The sequence below is a fragment of the Bifidobacterium scardovii JCM 12489 = DSM 13734 genome (assembly GCF_001042635.1).
Lineage (GTDB): Bacteria > Actinomycetota > Actinomycetes > Actinomycetales > Bifidobacteriaceae > Bifidobacterium > Bifidobacterium scardovii.
Map to the genome: position 1 here is coordinate 546,592 of NZ_AP012331.1, position 17,030 is coordinate 563,621.

General features: G+C 66.4%; 15 protein-coding genes. 14 read left to right on the top strand and 1 reads right to left on the bottom strand.

Annotated features, from left to right (window positions below):
• Window positions 1-108 precede the first annotated feature (108 nt).
• Window positions 109-1,143, bottom strand: coding sequence for a LacI family DNA-binding transcriptional regulator (locus BBSC_RS02180; protein WP_033516651.1), 1,035 nt, complete (start codon window positions 1,141-1,143; stop codon window positions 109-111).
• A 176-nt stretch (window positions 1,144-1,319) separates the two neighbouring features.
• Here BBSC_RS02180 and BBSC_RS02185 point away from each other — a divergent pair, with 176 nt between their 5' ends.
• The 14 genes from BBSC_RS02185 to BBSC_RS02250 all read left to right on the top strand — a co-directional run bounded on the left by BBSC_RS02185 (window position 1,320) and on the right by BBSC_RS02250 (window position 16,955).
• Complete coding sequence (locus BBSC_RS02185) at window positions 1,320-2,603, top strand: enolase C-terminal domain-like protein (RefSeq protein WP_033516649.1); 1,284 nt, start codon at window positions 1,320-1,322, stop codon at window positions 2,601-2,603.
• A gap of 55 nt (window positions 2,604-2,658) precedes the next feature.
• Window positions 2,659-3,450, top strand: a complete 792-nt coding sequence (locus BBSC_RS02190; RefSeq protein ID WP_033516647.1) for an SDR family oxidoreductase — start codon at window positions 2,659-2,661, stop codon at window positions 3,448-3,450.
• Window positions 3,451-3,458: 8 nt separating this feature from the next.
• The gene (locus BBSC_RS02195) at window positions 3,459-4,253 is read left to right on the top strand and encodes an amidohydrolase family protein (RefSeq protein WP_033516645.1); all 795 of its coding nucleotides are present in this window, start codon (window positions 3,459-3,461) and stop codon (window positions 4,251-4,253) included.
• 39 nt (window positions 4,254-4,292) lie between these two features.
• Window positions 4,293-5,228 (top strand): dihydrodipicolinate synthase family protein, encoded by a 936-nt coding sequence (locus BBSC_RS02200; protein WP_046725972.1) that lies wholly within the window; start codon window positions 4,293-4,295, stop codon window positions 5,226-5,228.
• 163 nt (window positions 5,229-5,391) lie between these two features.
• The gene (locus BBSC_RS02205) at window positions 5,392-6,531 is read left to right on the top strand and encodes a 3-deoxy-7-phosphoheptulonate synthase (RefSeq protein WP_033516643.1); all 1,140 of its coding nucleotides are present in this window, start codon (window positions 5,392-5,394) and stop codon (window positions 6,529-6,531) included.
• 119 nt (window positions 6,532-6,650) lie between these two features.
• The gene (locus BBSC_RS02210) at window positions 6,651-7,862 is read left to right on the top strand and encodes a 3-deoxy-7-phosphoheptulonate synthase (RefSeq protein WP_033516677.1); all 1,212 of its coding nucleotides are present in this window, start codon (window positions 6,651-6,653) and stop codon (window positions 7,860-7,862) included.
• Between the two features lie 95 nt (window positions 7,863-7,957).
• Window positions 7,958-8,665 (top strand): 5'-methylthioadenosine/S-adenosylhomocysteine nucleosidase, encoded by a 708-nt coding sequence (gene mtnN / locus BBSC_RS02215; protein ID WP_033516640.1) that lies wholly within the window; start codon window positions 7,958-7,960, stop codon window positions 8,663-8,665.
• Window positions 8,666-8,801: 136 nt separating this feature from the next.
• The gene (locus tag BBSC_RS02220; protein WP_033516639.1) at window positions 8,802-10,127 is read left to right on the top strand and encodes a sensor histidine kinase; all 1,326 of its coding nucleotides are present in this window, start codon (window positions 8,802-8,804) and stop codon (window positions 10,125-10,127) included.
• 132 nt (window positions 10,128-10,259) lie between these two features.
• Window positions 10,260-10,964, top strand: a complete 705-nt coding sequence (locus BBSC_RS02225) for a response regulator transcription factor (protein WP_033516638.1) — start codon at window positions 10,260-10,262, stop codon at window positions 10,962-10,964.
• Window positions 10,965-11,171: 207 nt separating this feature from the next.
• Window positions 11,172-12,299 (top strand): phosphate ABC transporter substrate-binding protein PstS, encoded by a 1,128-nt coding sequence (gene pstS / locus BBSC_RS02230; RefSeq protein ID WP_033516636.1) that lies wholly within the window; start codon window positions 11,172-11,174, stop codon window positions 12,297-12,299.
• Between the two features lie 149 nt (window positions 12,300-12,448).
• Complete coding sequence (gene pstC / locus BBSC_RS02235; RefSeq protein WP_033516634.1) at window positions 12,449-13,402, top strand: phosphate ABC transporter permease subunit PstC; 954 nt, start codon at window positions 12,449-12,451, stop codon at window positions 13,400-13,402.
• A complete protein-coding gene (pstA, locus tag BBSC_RS02240) occupies window positions 13,402-14,400 on the top strand; it encodes a phosphate ABC transporter permease PstA (protein ID WP_033516632.1) in 999 nt (332 codons plus the stop codon). Before pstC ends, pstA begins: the two co-directional genes overlap by 1 nt.
• 41 nt (window positions 14,401-14,441) lie before the next feature.
• Window positions 14,442-15,221 carry a phosphate ABC transporter ATP-binding protein PstB gene (gene pstB / locus BBSC_RS02245; RefSeq protein ID WP_033516630.1) on the top strand — a complete coding sequence of 260 codons (780 nt, stop codon included), beginning with the start codon at window positions 14,442-14,444 and terminating at the stop codon, window positions 15,219-15,221.
• 336 nt (window positions 15,222-15,557) lie between these two features.
• Window positions 15,558-16,955 carry an NCS2 family permease gene (locus BBSC_RS02250; RefSeq protein WP_033516628.1) on the top strand — a complete coding sequence of 466 codons (1,398 nt, stop codon included), beginning with the start codon at window positions 15,558-15,560 and terminating at the stop codon, window positions 16,953-16,955.
• Window positions 16,956-17,030 lie beyond the last annotated feature (75 nt).

The window sequence follows — 17,030 nt, forward strand, 5'->3', positions numbered from 1 at the left end:
AGGCGTTCTTGGCTCCCCTCTCTGAGGGGAGCCAAAAACACTGCCATGGCCCAATACGCACGAGGCCGGGTGCGGATGGATCCCATCCGCACCCGGCCTCTCGCGTGTTCACGCCTCGCCGTTCGCCCCCGCAGCCGCCACCGTGCTCTCCCTGCGGACCAGATGCGCGGGCAGGATCACGTGGCGGTCGGTCGGCCGGTTCTCGCGCGTGTCGAGGATCAGCTGCACGGCGCGCCTGCCGATCTCGTCGAACGGCTGGTGGATCGTCGTCAGCGACGGCTTGAGGTATTGCGCCGGGTAGACGTCGTCGAAGCCGATGACGGACAGTTGCGACGGCAGGTCGATGCCGCGCTCCCGGGCCGCGCGGTATATGCTCACCGCCGTCAGGTCGTTGCAGGCCAGAATCGCCGTCGGGCGCAGGCCGGGGTCCAAATCCAGCAGCGTACAGGCCGCCGCGTACCCGCGCTCCGGCAGATAATCGCCCTCCGCCTCCAGCTGCGGCTGCAGGGGGAGGGCGGCATGGTCGAACGCGGCGAGCATGCCGCCGTAGCGCGCCACCGACGACTGCGCCGTCGGCAGCCCGCGGATCACGCCGATGCGCGTGTGGCCGAGATCGATCAGATGCTGCGCCGCCTGGTATCCCGCCGACCAGTTGTCGATCGACACCCCCATCACGTCGTCGTCGACCGGGATGATCGGGTCGATGACGACCAGCGGGATCCCGCGTGATCTGAGCAGCCCCTTGATCTCGTCGTCGAGCCCGCCGAGCTGCTGCATGATCACGCCGAGCGGGTTGCGGTCGATGATGCCGCGCAGGCAGCTTTCGGTGGCGTTGCCGTGGTCGGTCTGCGTCACGGTGATCGCCAGCCCGGCCTGCTGCGCCCAGTGTGAGGCGTATCTGATGAGTTCCATCGTGCCGTTGTGTTCGATGTACTCGACCACCAGCTCGATGGTCGGGGAAACTTTCGTGCTGACCAGCGGCCTCGAATAGCCGTGCTGCTTGAGGATCGCCTCGACCGCGGCCCGCGTTTCCTCGGAGATGCCGGAACGCCCGTTGATGACCTTCGACACGGTGGCGGGGGAGACCCCGGCCAGTTTCGCCAGTTCGCTGACCTTGAGCTTGTGTGCGCCGCCGCTGTCCATGGCCACCCCTCCCGTACGCCTGTGGCTTCCATCGTAGCGTATGCGCGGCAAGGGCGACGCTGCGATATTCGGATGCCATGCATATATGTGGAAAGAAATATTCGTTTCTTATTTCTCATTTTTCTCAAAAGGTGCTATGCTGGGCTGCAATACGTATCCGGCAAAGGAGCCAAGCCATGAGCGTGATCACCGCAGTGAAGACCTTCGACTTTCGTTTCCCCACATCGATGACGCTGTCCGGATCGGACGCGATGAACCCCGACCCGGACTATTCGTCCGCCTACGTCGAGGTGCATACCGACGCCGACGACGGCATCACGGGCGTCGGGTTCGTGTTCACGATCGGCCGCGGCAACGACGTGGTGTGCAAGGCAGTCGAATCGATGGGCCAGGCGCTGGTCGGCCGCAACGTCGAGGAGCTGCTCGGCGACATGAAGCGCGCGTGGGACCTGTTCGTGCACGATTCCCAGCTGCGCTGGCTCGGCCCCGAAAAGGGCGTCGAGCACATGGCGATCGGCGCCGTGCTGTCGGCCCTGTGGGACATCAAAGCCAAGCGCGCCGGCAAGCCGCTGTGGCGCCTGCTCGCCGACATGGAGCCCGAGGAGCTTGTCGCCACGCTCGACTTCCGCTATATGAGCGACGCGCTCACCCCGGACGAGGCCGTCGCGATCCTCAAGGCCGGGCGGCAAGGCAAGGAGGAGCGCATCGCCCACCTGCTCGAGCACGGTTATCCGGGCTATTCGACCGCGCCCGGATGGCTGGGCTACTCGGACGAGAAGATGGTGGCGCTCGCCAAGGAGGAGACGCAGGTCAAGGGCTTCAGGCAGATCAAGCTCAAGGTCGGCCGCAACCTCGACGACGACCTGCGCCGGCTCGCTCTGGCGCGCGAGGCCATCGGCCCCGACGTGCGCCTGGCCGTCGACGCGAACCAGGTGTGGGACGTGCCGGCCGCGATCGCGTGGATCAACCGGTTCCACGACTTCGACCTCGCTTGGGTCGAGGAGCCGACCAGCCCGGACGACGTGATCGGGCACGCGACCATCGCCCGGGCGATCAACCCGATCCCGGTCGCCACCGGCGAGCAGATGCAGAGCCGCATCATGTTCAAGCAGTACCTGCAGGCCAACGCCTTCGGCATCATGCAGATCGACGCCACGCGCGTGGCCGGGCCGCAGGAGATCGTGCTCGAGTACCTGCTGGCCAGGAAGTTCGGCAAGCCGGTGTGCCCGCACGCCGGCGGCGTCGGGCTGTGCGAGGCGGTCTGCCATTTCGCCATGTTCGACTACGTCGCCGTGTCCGGCACCACGGAAGGCCGCATGATCGAATATGTCGATAATCAGCATGAACATTTCGTCCATCCGACCGAAATCAGGAACGGCAACTACGTGGCGCCGACCGCGCCGGGCAACGGCACCGACATGACGATCGAGACCGCGGAACGGTATCTGCACCGCGGCTGACGGCAGCCGGCTGCGGCGCGGCGGCGGCGCGGCGGCAGAAGAAAGAAGGCATTCCATGGATTTGCATCTGGACGGCAAGGTCATCATCATCACCGGCGGGTTCAAGGGCATCGGCAAGGGCATCGCGCTCCAGGTGGCTCGGGAGGGGGCCATCCCGGTGGTCATCAACCGCTCCGACGATGCGCAGGGGCAGTTCGCCCGCGACATCGGGCGGTACGCCGAAACGTACGACACGCACCTGCTCGATCTGAACGACACCGACGGCATCGCGCCGATCGTCGAGGAGACCTACCGCAAGTACGGCCATATCGACGGCATCGTCAACAACGCCGGAGTCAACGACAACAAGGATCTCGAAACCACCGACTGGCGCGATTTCGAGCGGTCGATCCACGGCAACCTGACCCACTACTACGAGCTCGTGCACGCGTCGGTCGGCCATCTCAAGGAGAGCCGCGGCGCGATCGTCAACATCTCCTCCAAAACCGCGCTGACCGGCCAAGGCAAGACCAGCGCCTACGCGGCGGCCAAGGGCGCGATCCTCGGGCTGACCCGCGAGTGGGCCGCCGCGCTGGCGCCCAGCGGCGTGCGCGTCAACGCCATCGTCGTCGCCGAGTGTTGGACCCCGCTGTACGCCAAGTGGATCAGGAGCTTCGGCGACGAGGCCGCCCAGCGCGAGCGCCTGAGCGAGATCACCGACCGCATCCCGCTCGAGCACCGCATGACCACCGTCGAGGAGATCGGCGACACCGCCGCGTTCCTGCTCTCCGACCGGGCCTCGCACACCACCGGCCAGTGGATCTTCCCGGACGGCGGCTACGTCCATCTCGACCGCGCGCTGACCTGAGGCCCACCATGACACTGCGCATCATCGACTCGCACGTCCACGTCTGGGACCCGGCGGTGCAGCGGCTGCCGTGGCTCGATGGCCTGCCACGGCTGCGAAAACGCTACACGATCGACGATCTGGCCGCCGCCTACGATCAGCTCGGCGTCGACTTCCGCGGCGCGGTGTACGTGGAGGTCGACGCGGCCGACCCCGGGCTCGAGAACCGGCTGATTGCGGCCAACCCCTCCCCGCTGATCCTCAAGCGCATGCTGCGCGCGCGGCTGTCGGCCGGCATGCCGCTGCCCGACGCCGCCGACGGCATCCGCGAGCCCCTGCACATCGGTTCGCAGCCGCGGGGGCGGTGCCGCGAGCGGGACTTCATCGAAGGCCTCGAGCTGCTCGCCGCGCGCGGCATGCCGTTCGAATTGTGCAACCGCGCCGGCGAGCTGCCCGACATGGTCGGCGTGTTCCGGGAGGTGCCCGAGGTCACGGTAATCATCGACCACATGGGCAACGTGCCGGGGCCGGACGACGCATCGAAGCGCGCGCTCGCGGATATGGCCGAGCTGCCGAACGCGTACGTCAAGATCTCCGGTGACGACCCGGTCGACCCCGATGTCGTCGCGTACGTGCGCGCGGTGTTCGATCCGAAGAAGCTGCTGTACGCCTCCAACTGGCCGGTCGTCGGCCTGAATTCCACGCTCGCCGACCACCTGCGGCTCATGCGCGAGCTGTTCGGCGACGACGAGGACTTCTTCCTCGGCAACGCGCGCCGCGCCTACGGCATCGATGCGGTGCCGCCGGAGCGCGGCGCCGACTGACTCATACCGGCCGCAGGACCGTAACGAAAGGAACGTATCATGACCAACCACTCACTGCCGACTTCGACGGACGACTCCGCGAACGGCGCGGAACCGTACTTCTCCGGCGTGATCTGCCCCTCCATCACCGTCACGGCGGACGACGGCTCCATCGACTACGAGCTGTGGGGCCGCCACCTCGACCACCTGATCGAGGCCGGCGTCAACGGCGTGCTGCTGTTCGGCAGTATCGGCGAATTCTACGCGTTCCCGCTCGAGGTCAAGGAGCGGGCGGTGGAATTCGCCGTGCGGCACGTCGCCGGGCGCATCAAGGTGTTCGCCGGCGTCGGCGACACGGATCTCGGCAAGGTCGTGGACTTCGCCCGTTGCGCGGAGGCGGCCGGCGTGGACGGTCTGGTCGTCGTCTCCCCGTACTACTTCGGCCCGTCCGAACAGGCCGCGAAGCGTTTCTTCGGCGCGGTCGCCTCGGCGAGCGACCTGCCGGTGATCCTCTACAATTTCCCGGCGCGCACCGGCTCCGACCTGAGCCCCGAGCTGGTCGCCGAACTCGCGGCCGAGCATCCGACCATCGTCGGCATCAAGGACACCGTCGACACGATCAGCCATACGCGCCGGATCATCCGCGCCGTGCACCGGGTCAACCCGCGCTTCGCCGTGTTCTCCGGATTCGACGAATACTATCTGGTCAACCGCGTGTCCGGAGGTGCCGGCGTGATCTGCGGCCTGACCAACGTCGAGCCGGAGACCTTCGGCCTGATGCACCGGGCCTACGAATCGGGCGCCTATGCGGTGGCCATCGAGGCCGCGCGGCGCGTCAGCCACCTGATGGCGCTGTACGACGTGTCCGACCTGTTCATCGCCGCGATCAAGGGCGCGGTCGCCGCCAAGGGGCTGCCGATCTCCACGCTGATCCGCGAGCCGGCCGTGCAGCTCACCGAGGATCAGCACGCGCGCATACGCGAGCTGCTCGCCTGAGCGAGCCGCCCATGCGCGCGTGCCGCGCGGCGCGGCGCGCCCCCACGGCCCCGCCGTCCCACGATGCAACCGGGGTTTGCCATCGCGGGGGGTATCAACTACGCTGTGTTCGGTACGATGAGTCGGCGCGCCACGGGCGCGCGAGCGGGAGGAGCAGGGTACGATGGCAGGTCTTCGCGGTCCGAGCAGTTCCGAGGATGCACGGCGATTGGATGAGCACGCCGTCTTCCCCGAGACGGTGGACGTGAACATCCGTCAGCTCGATCCGATCCCGGCGCCGCGGTATTTCCTCAAGGAGCTGCCGCTCACCGACGCGATGAGCGATCTGGTGCTGCGCTCGCGCCAGGAGATCCGCGACGTGCTGCACGGCCGCGACGACCGCCTGCTGGTGATCGTCGGCCCGTGCTCGATCCACGATCCGAAGGCGGCGCACGAATACGCCGAAAAGCTTGCGGCGGTCAACGAGGAGCTCAGGGGCCGGCTCATGATCGTCATGCGTGTGTACTTCGAGAAGCCGCGCACCACCGTCGGGTGGAAGGGCCTGATCAACGACCCCGACCTCGACGGCCGCTTCAACATCCGCAAGGGCATGTGGCTGGCGCGCAAGGTGCTCACCGACGTGCTGGACCTGGGGCTGCCGACCGCGACCGAGTGGCTCGACCCGATCACCCCGCAGTACATCTGCGATCTCATCAGCTGGGGCGCCATCGGCGCGCGCAACACCGAATCGCAGGTGCACCGCGAGCTCGCCTCCGGCCTGTCGATGCCGGTCGGCTTCAAGAACGCCACCGACGGCTCGATCAAGCCGGCGGCCGACTCCTGCTACGCCGCGGGCTTCGAGCATCATTTCCTGTCGATCAACCTCGACGGCCGGGTGATCTCGGCCGAGACGAAGGGCAACCCGGACTGCCATCTGGTGTTGCGCGGCTCCAGCCACGGCCCGAACTACGACCCGCAGTCCGTGGCCGAGGCGCTGGAGGCGCTGAAGCGCTCGAAGGCCTCCGGCCCGAGCGAGTACGGTCTGGTGATCGACGCCGCGCACGGCAACTGCGGCAAGGACGAGAACGTCGAGGCCGAGGTCATCGAGAACATCGCCTCCCGCGTGGCCGCCGGGGAGCCGGGCATTCTCGGCGTGATGATGGAGAGCTTCCTCAAGGCCGGGCACCAGAAGCCGGCGCCGCTCGACCAGCTGGTGTACGGCCAGTCCGTGACCGACGCCTGCGTGCCGTGGGACCGCACCGACGAGCTGCTGCACACGCTGGCGGATGCCGTCGAGGCCCGCCGCACCGCCGCTGCGCGCTGATTGCGCATTTGTTCCCGCGGGCCCTTATCCTTGGTGAAGACCATGTCCCAAGGAGAATCAGCATGCAGCAGCAGAAGAGCGGGAACGCCGGGGCCGTTCCCGGGCAGGCGCCCGGGCGGATGCCCGATGACAGCCAGTGGCATGTCGGCCCGCAGCCGTTGAATACGCCGGAAGAGCTGAGGGCGATCCGCCAGGCGATGCGCGAGGGCAAGAATCCGCTCGTCGTCACCGACGTGCCCCGGTGGGAGGACGAGGTCGGCGTCGAGCGCATCATCAACCGCCGCGTCGTGGAACTCGAACCGCTGCCGACCCCGGCCCAGGTGCTCGCCGAACAGCCGCTCGACGCGGCCGCCCAGGAGATCGTCGCCTACTCGCGCGACGAGATCCGCGCCTGCCTGTACGGGCAGGACGACCGCCTGCTCGTGATCGTCGGCCCGTGCTCCGTGCACGACCCGGCCGCCGCGCTCGACTACGCGCACCGGCTCGCCGGCCTCATGGACGAGCTCGACGGCGAGCTGCTCATCATCATGCGCGTGTATTTCGAAAAGCCGCGCACCACCGTCGGCTGGAAGGGCCTGATCAACGACCCCGACATCGACGGCACCCACAACATCCGCAAGGGCCTGCTGCTCGCGCGCAAGACCCTGCTCGGCGTGCTCGGCGAGGGCCTGGCCGCCGCCACGGAGTTCCTCGAGCCGACCAGCCCGCAGTTCATCGCCGACGCGGTCAGCTGGGGCGCGATCGGCGCGCGCAACACCGAAAGCCAGGTGCACCGCCAGCTCGCCTCCGGACTGTCGATGCCGATCGGCTTCAAGAACGCCACCGACGGGTCGGTCAAGGCCGCGGTCAACGGATGCTTCGCCTCCGCGCAGCAGCACACCTTCTTCGGCATCGACCATCTTGGCCGCGCCTGCGCGGTCGAGACGCTCGGCAACCCCGACTGCCACGTCGTGCTGCGCGGTTCGGTGTACGGGCCGAACTACGACGCCGCGTCCGTGGCGAAGGCGATGGACGACGTGCGCGCGATGATGCCGGCCGATTCCGCGGCCGCCCACGGCCTGATCATCGACTGCTCGCACGGCAACTCCGGCAAGGACGAGCACCGCCAGGCCGAGGTCGTACGCGATATCGCGCGCCGCATCGCCGCCGGCGAGCAGGGCATCACCGGCATCATGATGGAGAGCTTCATCGAGGGCGGCAACCAGCCGGCGGCGCCGCTCGACCAGCTCGTCTACGGCAAGTCGATCACCGACAAGTGCATCGGCTGGGACGAGACCGCCGCGCTGCTGCGCGAGCTGGCGGCCGCCGTCAGCGAACGCCGCTGGCGGTAGCGCGGCGCCGGACTCCGGCGCCCCCGAACCAACCCGAACCGGCCACGAATTACACGAATTAACTGACCCATGGTATGGAAACGGAAAGGAACCCCATGCACACCATCGCCATCATCGGCGCGATGACCGAAGAGGTCGCGCTGATCGCCAAGTCCCTGAACGACGTGGAGCATGACACCGGCGCCAGCCTCGACGTGTCGCGCGGCACGCTGACCGCCGCCAGCGGCGAGACCATCGCCGTCGTCGCCACGGTCGGCGGCATGGGACTGGTGAACGCGGCGGCCACCACGCAGCGCCTCATCGACGGATACCGCCCCGACGCGGTGATCTTCACGGGCATCGCCGGCAACCTCAACCCGAACCTGCACGTCAACGACGTGGTGCTCGGCGGCACGCTGCGCTATCTGGACACCGACATGCGCCTGGTCGGCCAGTGGAAGCCCGGCACCGAGGCCGAGCCGGTCACCGAGTTCCACTCCGACGACCACCTGCTCGCCATCGCCGGCGAGGCGCTGAACGACATGGGCATCACGCACATCACCGGCATCATCGCCACGGGCAACTACTTCGTGGAGGGCGACGAGCTCACGCGCAAGGTCGTGCACGACACCGGCGCCGACGCGGTGGAGATGGAAGGCGCCGCCGTGGCGCATGTGGCGGCGCGCAACGACGTGCCCGCGCTGGTGATCCGCGCGCTCTCCGACAACGCCGACACCGAATACGAGGTGTTCCGCGAGTTCGACATCTCCGAATACGCCGACACCGCGGCGCGCCTCGCCATCGACATCGTCAAGCGCCTGTAACGCCTTGCGGGGCATGTGCCGCGACGCGCAACAGGGCCTAAGATGAACAGCTGGCGAACTTACGTAGTCGGCCGGTGGGTTTGCGGCCATACGCGGCTACGCTGATGAACCACGGAGGTTCATAAGGAGGCGTCTGATGGCTTGGTGGCAATACGTCGCAGTGGTGCTCATCATCGCGGCAGTGGTTGCGATTGTTGTCGTAGCGTACCTGATCGGCCGGGAGACCGGCGAGACGGCGGCCGCGGGGAACAACGACGATCCCGACGGCAGATCCCTGTTCGGCGACGACGTACCCGTGCGCACGCTGGAGCGGGGATTGGTCGACGCGATGCCGGACTCCATGATCATGTGCGAGGCGTCCGGCCATGTGCGCTATGCCAGTCCCGGTGCCCGCGTGTTCGGCCTAGTCGGCCGCGACCGGCTGATTCTGGACGAGATCGGCGAGATCCTGCGGCTGGTCGTCGGCGACGGGCAGACCCGCGAACGGGAGATCCAGCTGCCCGTCGACCCGAGAAGCCGCCGCGAGCGGGCGGACGCGATGACCGGCCGCGGCGTGCAGGCCGGCAAGCCGGTCCCCTCCGACACGCTGTACCTGCGCGTGCGGATCGGCGAGGTGGCCGACGGGCTGTACGCGGTCTTTCTCGCCGACATGAGCGAGCAGCGCCGTTTCGAGGCGATGCGCCGCGATTTCGTCACCAACGTCTCCCACGAGCTGAAAACGCCGGCCGGCGCCATCTCGCTGCTCGCCGAGACCATTTCGGACGCCGCCGACGACCCGGACGCGGTGCGCTACTTCTCGGGGCGCGTGGCCAAGGAGTCCGGCCGCCTGACCGAGCTCGTCCATCGTCTGATCGATCTGCAGAAGGCGCAGTCCATGGACGGCATGGTGGCGTCGGAGCCGGTGTCGACGATGGGCGTGGTGCGCGCCGCGATCGGCGAGAACCAGGTGCAGGCCGACGCCAAGCACATCGACATCCGCCTCACCTTCGCCGGCAAGCCGGTACCGCTCGCCGCGGGGGAGGGGGGCGCCGCGCCGGAAGGCCCCGACGTCACGGTGATGGCCGACGCGGAGTCGCTGAAAACCGCGGTCAAGAACCTCGTCGAGAACGCCATCCACTATTCGCCCGAGCACACGGTTGTCGGCGTCGGCGTGGCCCAGCGCGACGGGAAGGTGACGATCCGCGTGGTCGACCAGGGCATCGGCATTCCCCAGGCCTCGCTCGGCCGCGTGTTCGAGCGGTTCTACCGCGTCGATCCGGCGCGATCGCGCGCCACCGGCGGCTCCGGGCTGGGGCTGGCGATCACCAAGCACTGCGTGCAGGAATGCGGCGGCACGATCTCCGTGTGGTCCAGGGAGGGCGAGGGGTCGACGTTCACGATCGAGCTTCCCGCCCGCGAATCCGGCGCCGAATCCGGAACCGCGTCCGGCGCCGAGTCCGGAACCGAGACGAACCCCGCTTGATAAAGTACGTAGTTGGTGCGAATCGCCATCGTCGCGTTACTGACCGGTTACGATAATGGCAGTACGAGAATCGCGGGACCTGCGGGACCCGCGGTGGCGGGACGCGCCAAGGATTGACAGAGAAAGGCAGACATGACGCGAATTCTTATCGTCGAGGATGAGGAATCATACCGTGAGCCACTGGTGTATCAGCTCACCCGCGAGGGATACGACGTGTCTGCGGCGGCCACCGGCGAGGAGGGTTTGGAGCTGTTCACCAAGGGCGGCATCGATCTGGTGCTGCTCGATCTGATGCTGCCCGGCATCGACGGCACCGCGCTGTGCCGCCGCATCCGCGAGCAGAGCCGCGTCCCGATCATCATGCTCACCGCCAAAAGCGCGGAGATCGACAAGGTCGTCGGTCTGGAGATCGGCGCCGACGACTACGTGACCAAGCCGTATTCGTTCCGCGAGCTGCTCGCCCGCATCCGCGCGGTCATGCGGCGCAACCAGGCGGTCTCCGAATCGGCCGGCGCCGTCGACGACGACATCCCGCTCGTGTGCGGCGACATCGCCATGCAGGTCGGCCAGCACCAGGTGAGCGTGCGCGGCGAGACCGTGTTCTTCCCGCTCAAGGAGTTCGAGCTGCTGGAATACCTCATGCAGAACAAGGGCCGCGTGATGACCCGCCACCAGCTCATCGACCGCATCTGGGGCTCGGACTACGTCGGCGACACGAAGACGCTCGACGTGCACGTCAAGCGCGTGCGTTCCAAGATTGAGGTCGATCCGGCCCATCCCCGCTACCTGACCACCGTGCGCGGTCTGGGATACAAGATCGACGAGCCGGCGGAATAGCCGCCTCCCCTCCCTGCCCCCGTCACCTCACGCCCCGGCTACAACGACGTAGTCGGGGCGTAGTCGAATTGATTGAACATTGTTCATCTTCCGTTCACCGATTTCGTCTCGGAACCCTCCGAATGCCCCATAGGCTAGAAGCTGTCGAAAGATTGGCGGCTGAATGAGAGCCGTCAGAAAGTTGATAGACAGAGGAAAACGAGAATTATGCGTAATAATGTTCTGATTCGTTCCCTTGCCGCGGTCTCCGGTCTGGTGATGATGGCCTCCCTCGCCGCCTGCGGCGACAACACCGCCTCCACCGATGCGTCGAGCACCGACAGCGGCTCCAAGACCGAGTCCATCTCCGGCAACTTCGCGGGTGCCGGTGCCTCCTCGCAGCAGGCCGCCGTCGACGCGTGGATCGCCGGCTACAACGAGAGCAACCCGGACGCCAAGATCTCCTACGAGCCCTCCGGCTCCGGCGCCGGCGTCAAGACCTTCCTGACCGGCGCCACCGCGTGGGCCGGCTCCGACAAGGCCCTCGCCGACGACGAGATCGAGCAGTCCAAGAGCGTCTGCGCCTCCGGCCAGGCCTTCGACGTCCCGGTCTACATCTCCCCGATCGCCGTGGTCTTCAACCTCAAGGGCGTGTCCGACGCCGGCAAGCACATCAACATGGACGCCGCCACCATCGCCAAGATCTTCGACGGCAAGATCACCACCTGGAACGATCCGGCCATCGCCGACCAGAACAAGGACCTCGACCTGCCCGCCACCGCGATCACCGTGGTGCACCGCTCCGACAAGTCCGGCACCACCCAGAACTTCGTGAGCTACTTCAAGGACCAGGCCCCCGACGCCTGGAGCTATGACCTGTCCGAGAACTGGCCGAACGAGGTCGGCCAGGGCGCCAAGGGCACCTCCGGCGTGATCTCCACCGTCAAGCAGGCCGACGGCACCATCGGCTACGCCGACTTCTCCCAGGTCGGCGATCTGGGCACCGTGGCCGTCAAGGTCGGCGACAAGTACAGCGAGATCTCGGCCGAGGCCGGCTCCAAGGTGATCGACGACTCCGAGCTCGACGCCGACGCCAAGGGCGACAACCGCGTGGTCGTCAAGATCAACCACGCCACCGAGGCCGACGGCGCCTACCCGATCGTCCTGGTCTCCTACGACATCGCGTGCCCGGCCTACAAGGACGCCTCCACCGCGAAGTTCGTCAAGTCCTGGCTCACCTACGTGACCAGCGACGCCGGCCAGAAGGCCGCCGCCCAGGCCGCAGGCAGCGCCCCGCTGCCGAGCTCGCTGACCAGCAAGATCACCAAGTCCATCGAGGCCATCAAGACCGAGTGATCATCCCATCGACTCCCTTCCGGGAATCCTGACGAAGTTTCAGGCCGCAGCCGCCGAGCGTGGCTGCGGCCTGAAACGCGGGTAAGCCCGGTGGGCATTACGATGGTCACTAAGGTATTTGACAGTACTTGTCACACGAAGGAGAACCTGTGAGTTCGCAAGACAAGACGGCGCAGCAGCCGGTCGGTGGCAAAACCGCCGACAAGGTGTTCAAGGGCATTGCCTATGCCTGCGGCATCCTTATTCTCGTAGTGCTCGCCGCAGTTGCCCTGTTCCTGCTGTTCCGCGCGTGGCCGCTCATCGGCGGCGATCAGAGCGCCAACAGCAAGACCATTTCCGATTTCACCGGCGGCAAGGCCACGAATTTCTGGGGCTACGTCGGTCCGCTGCTGTTCGGCACCGTGCTGATCTCGGCGCTCGCGCTGCTGGTGTCGTTCTTTGTTTCCCTCGGCATCGCGCTGTTCATCTCCCACTACGCGCCCAAGAAGCTCGCCACCGCGCTGAGCTATGTGGTCGACCTGCTCGCCGCCATCCCCTCCGTCATCTACGGTCTGTGGGGCGGCCTGGTGCTGGTCCCGGCCATCTATCCGTTCTGGAGCTGGGTCGCCAAGTATCTTGGCTGGATCCCGCTGTTCCAAGGGCCGGCCGCGAACCCGTCGCGCACCGTCGCGACCGTCTCGCTGGTGCTGGCCGTCATGATTCTGCCGATCATCACCTCGCTGTCGCGTGACATCTTCCTGCAGACCCCGCGCCTGCAGGAGGAGGCCGCGCTCGCGCTCGGCGCCACGAAGTGGGAGATGGTCAAGCTGGCCGTGATCCCGTTCGGCAAGTCCGGCGTCGTGTCCGCGTCCATGCTGGGCCTCGGCCGCGCGCTCGGCGAGACGATGGCCGTGCTCATGATCCTGTCCCCGGGCCTCAACTACTCGATCAAGCTGCTGCAGGCCTCGCAGAACCAGACCATCGCCGCCAACATCGCGGCGCAGTATCCCGAAGCCAACGATCTGGGCGTGTCCACGCTGATCGGCACCGGCCTGGTGCTGTTCCTTATCACCTTCGTGGTGAACTACATCGCCCGCAGGATCACCGATAAGAAGGTGGCGTGATGTCCGCAGCAACGCAAACCCCCAAGTCCGCCATGGACGGCGCCCCCGTCATCGACTTCGACAAGTTCAAGCCGACCCGCTCGTTCGTCGCCTCCCGCAAGCGCAAGGACATGGTCATGCGCGTGTTCATCGCGCTCGCCTTCGTCATCGCCTGCATCCCGCTGGTCTCCGTGCTGTGGACGACCATCGCCAACGGCATCAAGCGCCTGAACCTCAACTTCCTGGGCTACAACATGACCGGCGTGGTCGGCGGCAACCCGACCCCGTCCGGCGGCTACGGCGGCATCCTGCACGCGATCATCGGCACGCTCGAGATCACCTTCGGCGCCATGGTCATCTCCATCCCGATCGGCCTGATGTGCGCGGTCTATCTGGTGGAGTACTCCAACCGCGGCAAGCTGGCGAAGACCATCACCCTGCTCGTCGACGTGATGAGCGGCATCCCGTCCATCGTCGCCGGCCTGTTCGCCTACTCGATGTTCACGATCCTGGTCGGACCGGGCACCGTCAACGGCTTCGTCGGCTCCGTGGCGCTCTCGCTGCTCATGCTGCCGACCGTGGTCAAGTCCTCCGAGGAAATGCTCAAGATCGTTCCCGGCGACCTGCGCGAGGCCTCCTACGCGCTCGGCGTCACCAAGCAGCGCACCATCACCAAGATCGTGCTGCGCACCGCGCTGCCGGGCATCGTCTCCGGCGCGATCCTCGCCATCGCGCGAGTGATCGGCGAGACCGCGCCGCTGCTCATGACGGCCGGCTACATCAACTCGACGAACGTCAACCTGTTCTCGGGGCGCATGACCACGCTGCCGGTGTATGTGTATCAGGAGTACTCCAAGCTCAACGCGACCTGCCCGGCCAACGCCGACGCGAGCTGCGTGACCACGATCCCGATGGAACGCTCGTGGGCCGCCGCCCTCGTGCTGATCCTGATCGTGCTCATCCTGAACCTCATCGGACGCCTCGTGGCGAAGGTCTTCGCCGTGAAGTCGGAACGCTAACCATCCACTACTAGGACCCAAGGAAAACATAAGGAAATCACATGGGACAGCGCATTGATGTCAACCATCTGAACATCTACTACGGCGACTTCCTGGCCGTGGAGGATGTGAACCTCAATATCGAACCCAACAAGGTCACCGCGTTCATCGGCCCGTCCGGCTGCGGCAAGTCGACCGTGCTGCGCACGCTCGACCGCATGCACGAGATCATCCCCGGCGCCCACGTCAAGGGCGAGGTGCTGCTCGAGGGCAAGAACCTGTACGACAAGGACGTGGACCCGGTGTCCGTGCGCCGCGACGTCGGTATGGTGTTCCAGCGCCCGAACCCGTTCCCCACGATGTCGATCCGCGAGAACGTGCTTGCCGGCGTGCGGCTCAACAACCGCAAGCTCGCCAAGTCCGACGCCGACGATCTGGTCGAGTGGGCGCTGCGCGGCGCGAACCTGTGGAACGAGGTCAAGGACCGTCTCGACAACCCGGGCATCGGCCTGTCCGGCGGCCAGCAGCAGCGTCTGTGCATCGCGCGCGCCGTGGCCGTGCACCCGCAGGTGCTGCTCATGGACGAACCGTGCTCCGCGCTCGACCCGATCTCGACGCTCGCCGTCGAGGACCTGATCCAGGAGCTCAAGGGCGACTACACGATCGTGATCGTGACGCACAACATGCAGCAGGCCGCCCGTATCGCTGACTTCACCGCCTTCTTCAACCTCAAGGCCGTCGGCCAGCCCGGTCACCTCGAGTACTTCACCGACACCACCACGATGTTCAACAACCCGCAGAACGAAGAAGCCGAGCGCTACGTCTCCGGCCGCTTTGGCTGATCCGTTAAGCGGACAATCCAGTGGATTGTCCGTAGGATCAGTCCGAGTGAGGCGGTAGCCGATCGAGGACAGGTTGAGTCTTGGCGGAGGCAAGTCCGCTGTTGCAGGACTCGATCGGTTCAACAGACAACTCACAGCCGTGCGCGAAAACCCCGCCTTGTGCGGGGTTTTCCGCGTTGTAGGGGCCATGCTCTTGGCGTAACCTGCCTGACTCCATGTGATGATATGGTGAACCTCGTTCGAAGGTATTCCGTGCATCACTTCGGGCGAGTCGCAATTCTCGCCGGGGCCAGCGCCCCGCACAACCCAAGAAACAAGGAAGAAGAAGAGAAGTCTATGGAGAAGTTCTTCCATCTCAAGGAGAACGGCACGACCGTGTCGACGGAGATCACCGCCGGTCTGACCACGTTCTTCGCGATGAGCTACATCATCGTCGTCAATCCGCAGATCCTGAGCCAGACGGGCATGCCGTGGGGCGGCGTGTTCCTCGCCACCATCATCGCCGCGATCATCGGCACCCTGATCATGGGCCTGTTCGCCAACGTGCCGTACGCGCAGGCCGCCGGCATGGGCCTGAACGCGTTCTTCACCTACACCGTGTGCTTCGGCCTGGGCTTCAGCTGGCAGGAAACGCTGTGCATGGTGTTCCTGTGCGGCCTGATCAACATCCTCATCACCGTCACCCGCGTGCGCAAGATGATCATCCAGGCCATCCCGCCGATGCTCCAGCACGCGATCGGCGGCGGCATCGGCCTGTTCGTCGCCTACGTCGGCATGCTCAACGTCGGCCTGATCACCTTCACTCCCGGCGACCCCAAGGCCGCCGGCAAGGGTCTGGCCACGGCCGCGACCCCGGGCCTGGCCACGCTCAACAAGCCCGTGCTGTGGGTGTTCCTGATCGGCCTGCTGCTGGCGATCGTGCTCACCGTGCTCAAGGTCAAGGCCGGCCTGCTGATCTCGATCGCGGCCACCACCGTGATCGGCATCCCGTTCGGCGTCACCTCGATGTCCGATTCCGTGTCGATCTCCGACACCTTCGCCCAGCTGCCGACGACCTTCGGCGCGATCTTCTCCGGCGACGGCTTCCCGGCGCTGTTCTCCGACCCGTCCCGCCTGCCGCTCGTGCTGGTGACGATCTTCGCGTTCTCCATGTCCGACACCTTCGACACGATCGGCACCTTCATCGGCACCGGCCGCCGCACCGGCATCTTCTCCGAGGCCGACGAGAAGGCGCTCGAGGACGGCCACGGCTTCTCCTCCAAGATGGACCGCGCCCTGTTCGCCGATTCCGTCGCCACGTCGATCGGCGCGATCTGCGGCACCTCGAACACCACCACGTACGTCGAGTCCGCCGCCGGCATCGGCGCGGGCGGCCGCACCGGCCTGACCTCCGTGGTCGTCGCGATCTGCTTCGCGCTGTCCGCGTTCCTCTCGCCGATCGTCTCCGCCGTGCCGTCCGCCGCGACCGCCGGCGTGCTGGTGATCGTCGGCTGCATGATGGCCTCGTCGCTGAAGGAAATCGAGTGGAGCGACATCGAGGAGGCCATTCCGGCGTTCTTCGCCGCCGTGTTCATGGCGTTCTCCTACTCGATCTCGTACGGCATCGCCGGCGGCTTCATCATGTACTGCGTGGTGATGGCCTGCAAGAAGAAGGCGAGCAAGGTGCACCCGGTGATCTGGGTCGTGGCCGGTCTGTTCGTCCTCGACTTCATCCTGATGGCGTTCCTCGCGTAACGCTCGGGTACCGCTCTAAGCTCCCTCGGCGACGGGGGAGCTTTTTGTATTGGCGGAACCGTGGTGCCCCCCGAC